At 68.3% G+C, this 13,490-nt stretch carries 8 protein-coding genes; 2 read left to right on the plus strand and 6 right to left on the minus strand.

The window, feature by feature from the left end; all coding sequences use genetic code 11:
- Positions 1-15: 15 nt before the first annotated feature.
- The 3 genes from recD to recC are packed head-to-tail and all read right to left on the minus strand — an operon-like array spanning position 16 to position 8,380.
- Positions 16-1,773: an exodeoxyribonuclease V subunit alpha gene (gene recD, locus G6N34_RS23195; RefSeq protein WP_085151425.1), complete on the minus strand. Its 1,758-nt coding sequence runs from the start codon at positions 1,771-1,773 to the stop codon at positions 16-18.
- Positions 1,770-5,075 carry a UvrD-helicase domain-containing protein gene (locus G6N34_RS23200; RefSeq protein WP_085151426.1) on the minus strand — a complete coding sequence of 1,102 codons (3,306 nt, stop codon included), beginning with the start codon at positions 5,073-5,075 and terminating at the stop codon, positions 1,770-1,772. Before G6N34_RS23200 ends, recD begins: the two co-directional genes overlap by 4 nt.
- Entirely contained in the window at positions 5,072-8,380 is a 3,309-nt protein-coding gene (gene recC / locus G6N34_RS23205; protein ID WP_085151427.1) for an exodeoxyribonuclease V subunit gamma, read from the minus strand. Before recC ends, G6N34_RS23200 begins: the two co-directional genes overlap by 4 nt.
- Positions 8,381-8,473: 93 nt before the next feature.
- On the opposite strand from recC, the gene G6N34_RS23210 reads away from it, so the two are divergent.
- The gene (locus tag G6N34_RS23210; RefSeq protein WP_085151428.1) at positions 8,474-9,625 is read left to right on the plus strand and encodes an amidohydrolase family protein; all 1,152 of its coding nucleotides are present in this window, start codon (positions 8,474-8,476) and stop codon (positions 9,623-9,625) included.
- 10 nt (positions 9,626-9,635) lie between these two features.
- Here the strand turns inward: G6N34_RS23210 and G6N34_RS23215 are convergent, their stop codons facing one another.
- Positions 9,636-10,934: a cytochrome P450 gene (locus G6N34_RS23215; protein WP_085151429.1), complete on the minus strand. Its 1,299-nt coding sequence runs from the start codon at positions 10,932-10,934 to the stop codon at positions 9,636-9,638.
- Positions 10,935-11,116: 182 nt separating this feature from the next.
- On the opposite strand from G6N34_RS23215, the gene G6N34_RS23220 reads away from it, so the two are divergent.
- Positions 11,117-11,668 (plus strand): hypothetical protein, encoded by a 552-nt coding sequence (locus G6N34_RS23220; RefSeq protein ID WP_234812850.1) that lies wholly within the window; start codon positions 11,117-11,119, stop codon positions 11,666-11,668.
- A gap of 14 nt (positions 11,669-11,682) precedes the next feature.
- On the opposite strand, the gene G6N34_RS23225 is transcribed toward G6N34_RS23220, so the two are convergent.
- Both G6N34_RS23225 and G6N34_RS23230 read right to left on the minus strand, forming a co-directional pair.
- Positions 11,683-12,135 carry an SRPBCC family protein gene (locus G6N34_RS23225; RefSeq protein WP_085151430.1) on the minus strand — a complete coding sequence of 151 codons (453 nt, stop codon included), beginning with the start codon at positions 12,133-12,135 and terminating at the stop codon, positions 11,683-11,685.
- A gap of 16 nt (positions 12,136-12,151) precedes the next feature.
- The gene (locus G6N34_RS23230; RefSeq protein ID WP_085151458.1) at positions 12,152-13,441 is read right to left on the minus strand and encodes a maltokinase N-terminal cap-like domain-containing protein; all 1,290 of its coding nucleotides are present in this window, start codon (positions 13,439-13,441) and stop codon (positions 12,152-12,154) included.
- Between the last annotated feature and the right edge of the window lie 49 nt (positions 13,442-13,490).

Here is a 13,490-nt window from a genome sequence, read left to right on the forward strand (position 1 = left end):
GCGCTCGCGGCGAGCTCAGTCAGCCAACCGCTGCCGCAACCCCGTCGCCCGCACCACGCGACGCGCCAGCGCGGCCCGAAGTTGCGGCTCGGTACCCACGACACGCACCTTCGACTTCGCGCGGGTGACCGCGGTGTAGAACAGCTCACGCGTCAGCAGCCGTGAATCCTCGGGCGGCAGAAGCACCGTCACCTCGTCGGCCTGGCTGCCCTGACTCTTGTGGATCGTCATGGCGTGCGCGGTCTCGACCTCGGCCAGCCTGCTGGTCGCGAAGTCCACCACGCCGCGCGCACCGGCGATCGCGGCGCGCAGCGCCCCATCGGCAAGCACCGCCACCCCGGTGTCACCGTTGTAGAGGCCCAGCCCGTAATCGTTGGCCGTCACCAGCACGGGCCGGCCCAGATACCATTCACCCCACAGCGATTCACCGGTCTCCTCGGCCAGCCACCGCTCGATCTGACGGTTCCACCTGCGCACGCCGAACGCGCCCTCGCGGTGCGCACACAGCAGTCGGTGCGCGTCGAGCGCCGCCAACGCCGCTGATCCCGACATCGCGGCCGCGTCGCGCACCGCCAACACATGCGGCATCAACACCTCCCGCAACGCCTCAGCGGGGTCAGCCCTGTTCACGAACTCGACGTGATCGCCACCGCCGGTGAGGATCTCCAGCACACGGTCCGCATCGCCCTCGCGAATGGCGTTGGCCAACAGGCCGATGGTCTCCCCGAAGCGGTGCGACGTCGACAACTGGGCGACGCGCCGGTCCGTCCGAGCGCCCAGCCCGTCCACCAGGTCGGCCAACACGGCGCCTGCCTCGACTGAGGCCAACTGGTCGGGGTCGCCGACCAGGATCAGGCGCGTGTCGGGGCGCAGCGCCTCAAGCAGCCTGGCCATCATCGTCAGCGACACCATCGAGGTCTCGTCGACGACCACCAGATCATGCGGAAGCCGGTTGCCGCGGTGGTGCCGGAACCGTGTCGAACTGTCGGGCTTCGATCCCAGCAGGCGGTGCAACGTGAGAGCCTGCAGCCCCTGCAACCGGGCGCGGTCCGAGTCACCGAGTCCGGCGATCTCCGCACGCACGGCCTCCTGCAGACGGGCCGCAGCCTTCCCCGTCGGCGCTGCCAGCGCGATGCGGGGTGGTGGGCCGCCCGCGAGTTCTGCCTGCTCGGCCGCCAATGCCAGCAGACCCGCGACTGTCGTCGTTTTCCCCGTGCCGGGCCCGCCGGTGAGCACCGTGATCCACTGCGACAGCGCAATTCGCGCGGCTTCGCGGTGTTCCTCGGAGTTCGGGCGGTGGAACACCCGGCTCAGCCCCGCCGTCAGCGCCGCCTCGTCGACGACCGGTGGGGCGGGCCGCGGGGCCAGCAGGTCACTGCAGACCTGCTGCTCCTCCCGCCAGTACCTGTCCAGGTACAGCAGCCGATCCTGCTCGAGATGCAGAACGGCGTGCTTGGTCAGCAGCGGGCTGTTGCGCAGATCGGCCAACCACGCCTTGGGGTCGGGCCACGGCACCTCGGGCTGGTCGACGTCATCGAGATCCTGCGCGACGCTGAGGATGTCGACGCAGACCGAGCCCGAGCGCAGCGCGCGGACGGCAAGCGCCACCGCCAACGCCACAAGCTCGCTGCCTTCGCCGCCCTGGATCGTCAGCCGCGTCGCCACATGCACATCGGCGACTTCCAGCACACCCGCGTCGTTGAAGACCCGAAGCAGTCCCCCGGCGTTGACGGCTCGCCGCCAATCGAAGGCGTCCTCGACAGTGTCAGTCACGACACCACCCCGTCGAGCAGATCCGACAGCGCGGTCACCAATCGTGCCGGGGGGCGCCAACTGAAGACGCCTGCCGGATGTCCGTCGATCACCGGCGTCTCCGCACCACACATACCCCTCAGGAACAGGTACATGACGCCGCCGAGATGCTGTTCCGGCTGGTAACCGGGCAGCCGCCACCTCAGATACCGATGCAGCACAACGCTGTACAGCAGCGCCTGCAGCACGTAATCGGAGTGCAGCATCGCGGCGGCCAACTGAGCCGGACCGTAGTCGGCCGCCACTGGGCGACCGTTCTCCCCGAGTCGGTTGGTCTTGTAGTCGACCACGACGAACCTGTTTCCCACCGCCGGGTCCGGGATCCGCAGGACGACGTCGATCGACCCGGACAGATACCCGCGCAGGGTGGCCGCCCCCAATGCGGGTGCCCGCAGTTGGCCTGCGTATCGGGCCACTGGGTCGTCAGCCGGCAGCAGATCGTCCAGCAGGTCCGCCACCTGAGCCAACGTCACCGGGCCGATCGATGACACCAGATCACCTCCGGTCAGAGGTATTTCGAAGTCCAGCTCCCGCAGCCGGTCGGGCATTCCGATGGCGCGCAGGGTGCGTCCGTCGGCCAGGGGGCCCAGCGGGGTGTCGTGCACAGGGATCAGCGCGGCGGCGATCTCGGCGATCGGCGCGTCCACAGGCCACCACGCGAAGTGCCGCTCAAGCTGCGTGGTGAGTTCGGCCTCGAGGTCGGTGGCCAAGGGGTCGGCCGTCTCGAGCACGGCGTGCACAAGAGATCCGAAGGTCGCACCACCGGGCAGATCCGCCATGGGCGACACGGGCCCGTCGGCCACCTTCGCCCCGTCGGCACCCTCGGCCGTCGGCTCGTCGGCCTCGTCATCTTTGCCGACGGTCTCGGGTTCACTGCCCACACCGACGATGTCGTCCTGCGCCGCCCGCACCAGTGCGGAGTACGACGTGCGCCGCCACGTGGTGTCGACGGCGCGGTCAAAGGTCCTGATCGCCAAGCCCTCCGGCGGCGCCGACGGCGGCACCTTCGACACGCTCGCGATCACCGACTCCTCGACCACAGGCCCGCCTGCTGCCTGCCAGTCCAGGAATAAGCGCCGCGCGTCGTCGTCGCTGATGCCCGCCACACAGCGGTCCGGAACCGCAGACTCCCCGGGCCTGCGCCCCCGCAGCAGCCGAGACAGCCCGCCGTTGACCTCATCGCGCGACGGGGCCCACCACGTGACGACCTGAGACTTCGCGCGGGTCATCGCGACGTAGGCCAAGCGCAGCGCCTCGCCCGCCGCTTCGGCCGTGCCCCGTGCGACGGCGTCCGCGAAGTCGGGACTTCCACCGCCGCCGATGTGAAGACACCGCGTCCCCGCGTCGTCGTGGAACAACACCCGATCGCGGGACTTGACGTTGCGGTTGAACATGAACGGCAGATAGACCACCGGGTACTCGAGTCCTTTACTGCCCCAGTACGTCATGACCTGTACGGCGGACGCCTCGCTGTCGAGTTTCCTGGTGCGCTCGGTCCCGTTGCTGTTCCGGTGCCCGCGCAGCAGTGCGGCAAGGGCGGGAAGGGCCAACCCGTCACGATGCGTGGCCTCCTGCAGGAGGTCCGCCAGGTGCGCCAGGTCCGTCATCCGCCGCGCTCCGCCCGGGCTGGCCAGAACGCGCTGACCCATCCCCGCGAGGTTCGCGGATTCAAACACCGCGGCGACACCCAAACGCCGCACCCGATCCGACCAGTCTCGCAGGGTTTCCGCGATCAGATCGGTCAGTGCGTCCCCACCCTCGGCGAGACTGGTCCCGGTGTGGCCGAAGAAACTGGTCAGCGCGGCGGCGCGGACCAACGTCGGGCGGTGCGTCTGCTCCATCGCCTCGATCAGACACAGCCAGTCGCCGGCGGCGTCGGAGCTGAACACGTCGGCGTCGCCCGAGTACACCGATGAGATGCCCGCCGCGGCCAGGGCCCGGCGACACGGCGCGGCGTCCCACCGGTTGTCCACGATCACCGCGATATCCCGCGCCGTGATCGGTTCACCGTCGAAAGTCGCGCCGCTGGAGAGCAGTTCGGCGATATCGGCGGCCAGGTCCTTGGCGATGTACCGGCGCAGGTCGCCGATCGCGATCGTCTGATCATCGCGGCGGCCGAACCGCTCGCGACCCACCACCCGGAGCCGGAACGGGTCGTTGTGCGGTGCACCGGCCATCCGGTGCCCCTCGTGGTGCGCGGCCACCTCGCCGACCACGATGTCGGCGTCACCGAGTTCGGCGCCCCGCAGCACCGCCTGCACGGCGTCAACGAGAGGACGGTCGCTGCGCCAGTTGGTCGCCAGCGTGCGGCGATCGCCGGCTGCATGCGCCGCGGCGAGATAGGTGACGATGTCGCCACCGCGGAACGCGTAGATGGCCTGCTTGGGATCACCGATCAGGACCAGCGTCGCGGCTCCGACGAATGCCCGCTCGATCACGTGCCACTGAATCGGGTCGGTGTCCTGGAACTCGTCGACGAGCACGATGCGCCACCTCCTCCGCATACGCGCTCGGGCCGGGGCGTCGGGGTCCTGCAGGGCATCTGCGAGTCGGCTCAGCAGGTCGTCGTAACCCTGGATCCGCAGGCGACGCTTGCGGGGTTCGAGTTCGGCCAGCACTCGGCGGACGAAGTCCAATCGGACCGCCGCGTCCGTACCCGCCGCCGCCTCGACGGGACGGATCTGCGTGCCCGGGTTCCCGACGACGTCGCGGGCGAGTTCGAGCGCCTCCTCCCGGGTCATCGGCGGCGTCATCTTCTGCTGCCCGAAATGCGCGAGGTACACGTCGTCGACGATCTCGCGGACCAGGTCGTCGAGGCTCTCCACCAACTGCACATCCGGATCGCCGTCACCGGCCACGCCAAGCGATTTGAGCACGATCTGGCAGAACTGATGGGTGGTCGCGATGGTCGCGGAGTCGAAGTTCGCCAGCGCATGCCGCAGTCGGCGGGCACGAACCGCGCACTCCTCGGGGCCCGCGTCGAGCAGGTGCTCGATCAGGTCGTTGGATTCACCCGGTGCGGGCGGGGTGGCGAATGCCTCGACCGCCTCGACCAGTTGGGCGCGGACACGTTCCCGCAGTTCCCGGGTGGCCGCGCGACTGAACGTGATGAGCAGCATCTCGTCGAGCGTCGCGCCCTGTTCGGCGAGGTAGCGCGTGACCAGCGCCGCCAGTGCGAAGGTCTTTCCAGTGCCCGCGCTGGCCTCCAGCACCGTGGTCGAATTCGCTTCGGGCAGTGGCCCCAGCAGGTCGAACGGTTTCATACACCCGCCTCCTGTTCGGCCGCCAGCATCGGATCCCAGACCCGGTCGGCCAGCGCCCCGAGGCGCGTGCCCTCACCGCGCGTCTCCTCACCGGCAGCGGGCGGGCCGAGCAGAACCTCCAACGGGGCCCCCTCGCCCCAGGCTCGAATGTGCGCCGGTGCCGCGTCCTCCCCGGGATACTTGTCGGACTTCCATTTGAACGACGCCGCGCGGAGAGGATCGGATCGGGTGCGCCGGGCCTCGGTCCACGCATAGGATGTCTTGAGCGGCAACGGAATCGGTTCGCAGCGGCCGGTGTCGTACAGCGCGACCAGATCACCGAGCAGGTCGGCGGCCGGCCTGGCGGGGCGGCCGAAGCTGCGCACGCTGACGGCGTTTCCGCGCCGCCGCCCGATGCACACCGCGGCCCAATCCTGAGTGGGTTCGGCCGCGGTCAGCACCAATAGCCGAATCCACGCCTGCAGAAGGTGTTTAGGCGCCAGTGTGGAGTAGGTGACCGAGACGTAGCGCCCGGAGTGCACGGGGTTCACCGTGCCGGTGAGCCGATGTCCCGACGGCAGTTCCAGGTCCACGTCGACGGCCTCGGCCGACCCGATCCGGTATGCCGACGCCGTGTCGGCCAAGCGCTTGGCCATCTCCTGGGTTCGCTGCGCCGTGCGCCACCCCAACTGCCCGGGTGGCAGCTGACCACGGCGCCATTCCGCGTGCAGGGCCCAGTCCGCATCGTGTCCGCGGAGGAGGTCGTCGAGCATCCGGTCGCCGACGGCCCACGTCTGCAGTTGGTCGATCTCCACCGGGATCGCATCCTCGACGACGTCGGCGTCATAGGGCAGTGCCACCTCAAAACTGCGGAAGAACCCCTTCACCGGATCGTTGAAGAAGGTCAGAAGATCCTGCAGCGCAACATCTCCGGGAGGTGGGACGGCGAGGGGCGCGTCGAGGAAGCTGCGATTATCGGCCTGCCGAGAGCCGCTCGCCTCGGGCACGGTGATCAGGGCCGTGGGGTCGAAGGTGAACGGTGTCGGCTCCCCGAGCGCCCCCGGCGTGACGTTCCTGCGGTCGAACGGTTGCAGCGGATGCGCCACCAGCACGTGCTCGCGCACGGGCGCCGGGGTGGTGCGGTCCAGGGCGTCGAGGATCTCGGCCAGGGGTACACAGGGCGGTCGCGACTGGCCGGTGTACTCGTCGGCGCCGGTGTAGGTGATGACCAGTTTCTCGCCTGCCGCGCCGATCGCGTCGAGCAGCAGTTGGCGGTCCTCAGACCGGATGTCACGCTCGCCGACGACGGGTTCGCGCGCCAGCACGTCGTCACCGTCGGGTGCGCCCACCCGGGGGAACACGCCGTCGTCGAGTCCCACCAAGCACACCACGCGGTGCGGCACCGACCGCATCGGCACCATCGTGCACACCGTCAGACTCCCGCTGCGGAAGTTGGCGCGGGTCGGACGGCCCGCCAGCCTGCGCGTCAAAAGTGAGCGGACATCGTTGAGCCGCAACGGGTTCGCGCTGCAGTCGGCGGCGTCGGCGACGACGTCGGCGAACTCGGTGTGCAGCTGGGCGGCCTGCCAACCGTCGTCGACGCCGACCTTCGTCAACCGCTCGACGCCCTCGCGGAGCAGGTTCATCCATTCGGCCAGAGTCTTGGTGCCCGACAACGAGTCGACCGTCCACTGCAGGCGGTCCACGAACTCGGCGAACCGGCCCGCGAGTTCGACGCGGTTGCTGCCCACATCGTCCAGCGGAAGCGTGATGCCCAGCCAGTCCTGCGAGTCGTCCGACATCGCGACGCCACACAGCACTCGGTCCAGGCCGAACTGCCACGTGTTGTGCACGAACGCCCCAACCCCGAACGGTGCGCGGTGGGCCTGGTCGAATCCCCATCGCACGCCGGATTCCCGGACCCAGGCGCCCAGGGTGTCCAGGTCGTCGTCGCTGAACCCGAACCGGGCCCGCACCGGCGGCGCCTCGGCGAGGTTGAGCACCTCACTGGCGGTCGCGCGGCCGCCGACCAGGTCGAGCAGGGCCGCGGTGACGGCCAGCAGCGGATTGGTCTGCACCGGCGAGCGGTCGGCCAACCGAACGCGCAGCCGGTGGGCGGGATGGCCGGCACCCGAGTTCGCCTCGCCCAGGCCGAAACCGGCGATGATCAGCGGCGCGTAGGTGTCGATGTCGGGGCACATCACCAGGATGTCGCGCGGTTCCAGCGTCGGGTCGTCCGCGAGCGCACCCAACAACACGTCCCGCAGAACGTCGATCTGGCGCGCGGGGCCGTGACAGCCGTGCACCCGGAACGATCTGTCGTCGGGCGAGAACGCCCGCCCTTCGGGGCGCACCGCGTTGTGCGCCAGATCCGACTGCAGCCATCCGAGAAGGGTGTCGGGCTGGGTGACCGCACCCAGTTCCCCGTCGTCCACCGCGACCGCGGGCAGCGACTGCGCAAGCTCGCGGACGTCACGGCCGAGGGTGACCAACAGTGGGTGATCACTCTCGGATTCGTCCACGGCGGCACGACGGAGCCTGGTCACCGGCCGGGTCCTGTGGCTCTCCCACAGCGCCGGGCTGGGGTGCGGAAGCCACAGGTGCACATCGTGATGGGTGGACAGCGCCGCGAGCAGGTCGAGATCGGTTGCCGCGAGCCGGGTCTGGCCGAACAGCGACATCCGCGGCGGCAACTGCGACGGCGCAGAGCGCAGGGCCGCGACGGTGGCGGCATGCCGCACGTGCGGCGGGTCGATTCCCATTCGGCGCACCAGTTCCCGCCACAGCTCGGGCTGCCAACGCAGGTCGGAGTCCAGCACACCGCCAATGCCATCGCTGTCCGTGCCGTCCAACCAGTCGACGAGAAGCTGTGGGCGCTGGGTGGCGTAGGACGCGAAGAGGCCCGCGATTCTGCGGGCCACGGCGTAGCGCCGGCCCAGCCGCAGCTCGGCCTCCTCACCGTCGCGGTGGAATCCGAGGTGCTGGGCCAACGCGCGGCACCACGACGCCTCGGCACAGCCGTCGATCGTGTCCAGCAGCGGCCACACCATCCGGTCGGGCGACCAGGGGTCGTCGTCATCGGTTCCGGTGAGTTCCGCGATCAGGGAGCGCGGTGACCGGAACGACACGCCGGCGCAGACGCCGTCGGATCCGTTGCCGCAGCCCAAGCGGTGCGACAGCCGCTGCGAGAGCCAGCGTTCGACGCCGCGCGCGGGCACGAGCACCAGTTCTTGGGCGAACGGATCCGGCTGCGGGACAGCCAGGAGGTCGGCGAGTCCGTCAGCGAGGAGATCCGTGCGTGCGGCGCGGTGAAGATGTAGGCCCATCGCAGCTCAATCTAGAGCCTGCCCCCGACGCGCGGCCCGAACCCTTGTCTCCAGCGTCGAGCGCAGGGCAGACTCGGGTCAGGAGGCCAAGCCATGATCCAGCAGTCAGCCCAGATCAGCGCACGGCGACCCGCCGAAGAACACATCGCGGTGCGATGCGTCGACTCCGATGTGCATCCGGTGCCGCGAAGCGGCGAGTTGGTGCAGTACATCCCGGAGCCGTGGCGCAGCCAGTATTTCCTGACCCATAAATACGCCGACCTGATCTACTACGACGCCCCCGACTACGCACACGCGTTCGCCATGCGCGTCGACACCTTCCCGGCCGACGGCGAGTTCGCCGGCAGCGATCCCGATCTGGCGTTCCGCCAGTTGATCATGGAGGCCGGCGCCGACATCGCGATCCTGGAACCCGGCGCCTATCCGGCGCGGTTGGCCGAGGCCGATCACGCGATGAGCCAGGCACTGAACGACTGGCAGGCCAATCACTGGCTGGATTCACACAACAACTGGCATCAGCGCTGGCGCGGATCGATCTGCGTCTCGATCGAAGCACCCGAGCTCGCGGCCGCCGAGATCGAGAAGTGGGCCGGGCACCCCTACATGGCGCAGGTCCTGATCAAGGCCGAACGCAGGCCCTCCTGGGGCGACCCGATGTATGACCCGGTCTGGGCCGCGGCCACCAAGCACGACATCACCGTGTCCTGCCACCTGTCCCGCAGCCATTTCGAGGAGCTGCCGATTCCGCCGGTCGGTTTCCCGAGCTACAACCACGATTTCATGGTCACCTATTCGCTGCTGGCGGCCAACCAGGTCATGAGCCTCGTTTTCGACGGGGTCTTCGACCGCTTCCCCACCCTGCGCATCGTCCTGGTCGAACACGCCTTCACCTGGATCCTGCCGCTGATGTGGCGCATGGATGCCATCTACGAGGCCCGCAAGCAGTGGCTGGACATCAAGCGCAAGCCCAGCGAATACGTCAAGGACCACATCAAATTCACCACCCAACCCCTGGACTATCCCGAGGACAAGACCGAACTGTCTCGAGCGTTGGAGTGGATGGAGTGCGACAAGATCCTGCTCTACAGCAGCGACTACCCGCACTGGACCTTCGACGACCCGCGCTGGCTGGTCAAGCACCTGCCCGAACACGCCCGCGAGGCCATCATGTTCCGCAACGGAATCGCCACCTACCACCTGCCCGAGACCGTCCCCGCCCTCGAGGGACAGGTCCGGGTCTTCTGAAAGCCTGCCCTTAGGGCGTCCAGGCGACCGGCAGTCTCTTGATGCCGTGCACGAAGGCCGAGCGGAGGATCGCCGGTTCTTCGGTGGCGACGATGTCTGGGACCTGCATCCGCAATTCGTCGAACAGCACCCGAACCTCACGGCGCGCCAGATTGGCCCCCAGACAGAAGTGCGCCCCGCCGGCGCCGAAACCGATCTGAGGGTTGGGATTTCGGGTGATGTCGAACATCCACGGATTCGCGAACACCGACTCGTCGCGGTTCGCCGAGTTGTACCACATCGAAACCTTGTCGCCAGCCTTCATCTGCACGCCACCCATTTCGTAGTCCGCGGTGAGGTTGCGGCGCATGAAGATGATCGGCGACGCCCACCGGACGATCTCCTCGACCGCGGTGCCCGCGCACGCGTCGAAGTCGTTGAACCACTTGGCCCGTTCGTCGGGATAGCGGGTCATGGCGACCATGCCGTGACTGATCGCGTTGCGGGTGGTCTCATTGCCGGCCGCCAACAGCAGGATGAAGAAGGACTCGATCTCCGCCGTCGTCAGACGCTCACCGTCGACCTCGGCGTTCACCAGGTTCGTGGTCAGGTCGTCGGTCGGATGTGTTCGGCGGGACTCGGCGAGGTGCACGCCGTACTTGCCGAGTTCGAGCACCACCTTGACGACGTCGTCGAAGTCGCCTGAGGCCTCGTCGTCGCCGGTGCCCATCAGGACGGTGGTCCAGTGGAAGATGTCGGATTCGTCCTCCTCGGGGATGCCCATCATGTCGCAGATGATCTGCAACGGCAGCGGGCCCGACAGCGCCTCGACGAAATCCGCGCGTCCGTCGGGGTGCTGCTCACGCATGTCGGCGACGAGTTGGCGCGCGCGGTCTCGCACGCTCTGCTCGATCCTCGCCAGCACCTTCGGCGTGAAGGCCCGGTTGACGATCGACCGCAGGCGAAGATGCCGAGGATCGTCGAGGGTGATCATCGATCCGAGGTACTCGGAGATCTCCGGCGCGACGTCGTTGAGCGACGTGCTGGTCGGACTGGAGCTGAAGAGTTCGGGGTTCCGGCTCGCGAAATGCACATGCTCATGCTTCGTCAGCGCCCAGTGCCCGGCCCCCGTCGGGAATCCGGGCATCTCGACGACGTCGAAGAACTTGATCGGCGCCTCTCGACGCAGCGTTGCGAACGCCCCTTCACGCCGGTCGTCGCCCCAAGCCCAGAAGTCCAGCGAGCCGAGGTCGATGTCGGCAAGTGGCACGTCGGGCGGAGGCACGCCGTTCTCCCGGCGCGCGATGCCCGTATCGAGGATGACGGTCATGGAGTCCCCCTTTTGCGTAAGTCAGACTTGAGTGTGACATCTGTCACGTTCGCCGCCAAGTGGCCTCGCCACCGGCCGCACGCTGAGGATTCCGCGTGTCGTTGGCCCAGATCAGCCGTTCCGCGGTGTATACGCGTGTGAAAGGCGAGACAAGTGAGGCGATGTCTGTCACCCTCTGAGGGATGAATCCGACGCCTCGGTCCTGGTGGGCCCGATCCGCGATCGCGCTGTGCGCGGTCGCGGCGCTGGCGGCCTCGGTCGCCACGGTGGTCACGCTCAACGATGCGCGGCAGGTTTTCGAGACCGAGCACACGCGTCCATTGGCGGTCGGGGACTGCGTGGTGGTGGATGCCGGTCCGCCGGATCAGGTGCAGTCGCGCCGGTCGTCATGCGGCGAGGACCCCAGTTACACCGTCGGCGCCCTGGCGACGTCCACCGGAGAATGCCCCAGCGCGGAGTACCAGCACTTCCCCGGGCCTGCAGCGGACCGGGCCACGGCCAGCCTCTGTCTGGTGCCCAACCTGGTCGCCGACCACTGCTACCGCCTCGGCATGCCGGTCGGAGTGGTCGAGAGGGCCGAGTGCACTGAGCGAAGTGCCAGCAACGGTGTGCTTGTGCAGATCACGCAGCGCCTCGATGTCAGAGACCGACAGGCCTGCCCGTCCTCAGCCGGCCAGTATGCGTGGCCGTACCCGTCCCCGGCCCGGACCTACTGCACTGCGACGGTGTTCTAGCTCGGTGCCAAGGCTTAGCTCTCCACCACGGCTTTGATGCGGTTGAGCGTCTTGGTCATGTCGCGACGATTCCGACGCGTCCGCAGCTGTCCGCCGAACAGGCCGAACAGTGTGCTGAACAGCGACTCGTTCATCCGGAACGATTCGGTGACGTCGGTGCCGTCGCCGGCGGGAACCAACTGGTAGCGCCAGTTGTTGACGGGGCGGTCGCCGAGGAGCACCTCAAAGCCGAAGTCACGTCCCGGTTCACAGGACGTCACACGACAGGTCGTCCAGTAGACGGGGCCTATCTCGTTGCGCCGCACGTGCCCCCGAAACTTCGCCCCCAGCGCCGGACCCGTTGCGCCGTCGAGCCATTCGGCTTCGAACGTCTCGGGCGAGAACTTGCCGGTGTTGCGTACGTCGGCAATCAGATCCCAGATCTTCTCGGCCGGTGCGTCCATGTGCACCGTCACAGATGCCTGCATTGAATGGCCCTCTCGTTCAGTACACCAGAGCGGAGATCGACCGCAGCGGAATGGGCAGCCAGTCTGGACGATAGCGCGCCTCGTAGGCCGCTTCATAGACCGCCTTGTCCAATTCATAGGCGATCAGCACCCGCTCGGAGTCGCGCGGATCCTCGCCCGCAACCTCGGCGTAGCCGTCGCAGAACGCCGCGCGATTGGCGGCGCTGAACGCCACCGCCGCCTCCCGGTGCTGCCCATCGGTGCCCACGAGGGGCTGAAACGCCGCGTATTCGTAGGACCTCAGCATTCCCGACACGTCCCGCAACGGGGAGTCGGGCCTGCGTCGCTCGGCAAGGGGCGCGCCGGGCTCACCCTCGAAGTCGATCACCAGCCAGCCCTCCGGGGTACGCAACACCTGCCCCAGATGCAGGTCTCCGTGCACGCGCTGCACTGTGATGGGTTCTGCGGCAAGAGATCTGAATCGCTGCTCGATCTTCCCGGCGAGCGGCTGAAGTTCCGGCACCTGGCTGCTTGCGGCACCGAGCCGGGCCAGCGCGACGTCAACCGGGTAGTGCCCCTCCGACGTGCCCAACTCCGCGGCCAGCGCGGCGTGCACCGCGGCGACGGCACGGCCGAGCTGTCGCGACTGCTCGGTGAAGTCCCCACCCGGTTCGCCGGCATAGTGAGCGCGGGCCGCGGCGGTCGCCAGCGCCCAGCCCTCGGATGCTCCTGCGGCAAATGCCGTCACCATGCCCAGCGGACAGGGCCTGTCGTCCCACGTGGTGTCGAACGACGCCAGCAGGCGCGCGACGTTCGGGTTGCCTGCCCGGCCGAGCACCCGGTTGAGTTCGATGTCGGGATTGACGCCGGTGTGCACGCGGCGGAACACCTTCAGAATCGCCTCGGCACCGAACACCACGCTGGTGTTGCTCTGCTCAGCACTCGACACCCGCGGCGCGACGTCATCGCCCGGCAGCCTCACATCGGGTTCGGCGGAGAACACCACCTGGCCGCGCACCGCCGATGTCGCGCACAGTCGCATCAGCCGCGACGCCGACTCCGGATGGTGCAGCGCATCGTGACCGATGCGTCCACCCGCGGCACCGATGACGGCTGCGTCGGGAAATCCGTCGATCACCTCGTCGGCCCACCGCACGACGACCTGATAACGCTCGGGCGCCCCCTCGGCATAGGTGACGTCGACCAGGATCAGATCCAGACCGTCGTCCAGCGCCGTGATCTCCGCGGCTGTCGCTGCCGTCAGCTTCCGGTTGCGCCCCGCATACCAACGTTGCCGGGGCAACCATTCGGCGAACGGCAGGTCCATCGGAATCACGTCATCCATCGGTCTGGGCTTACCCACGCATGCGGGCACT

The sequence above is a fragment of the Mycolicibacterium confluentis genome (assembly GCF_010729895.1).
Lineage (GTDB): Bacteria > Actinomycetota > Actinomycetes > Mycobacteriales > Mycobacteriaceae > Mycobacterium > Mycobacterium confluentis.

Excerpts from the sequence above, each read along its gene's own strand:
- G6N34_RS23200 (WP_085151426.1), bottom strand. The coding sequence starts at position 5,075 with ATGAAACCGTTCGACCTGCTGGGGCCACTGCCCGAAGCGAATTCGACC.
- recC (WP_085151427.1), bottom strand. The coding sequence starts at position 8,380 with ATGGGCCTACATCTTCACCGCGCCGCACGCACGGATCTCCTCGCTGAC.
- G6N34_RS23210 (WP_085151428.1), top strand. The coding sequence starts at position 8,474 with ATGATCCAGCAGTCAGCCCAGATCAGCGCACGGCGACCCGCCGAAGAA.
- G6N34_RS23215 (WP_085151429.1), bottom strand. The coding sequence starts at position 10,934 with ATGACCGTCATCCTCGATACGGGCATCGCGCGCCGGGAGAACGGCGTG.
- G6N34_RS23220 (WP_234812850.1), top strand. The coding sequence starts at position 11,117 with ATGAATCCGACGCCTCGGTCCTGGTGGGCCCGATCCGCGATCGCGCTG.
- G6N34_RS23225 (WP_085151430.1), bottom strand. The coding sequence starts at position 12,135 with ATGCAGGCATCTGTGACGGTGCACATGGACGCACCGGCCGAGAAGATC.
- G6N34_RS23230 (WP_085151458.1), bottom strand. The coding sequence starts at position 13,441 with ATGGACCTGCCGTTCGCCGAATGGTTGCCCCGGCAACGTTGGTATGCG.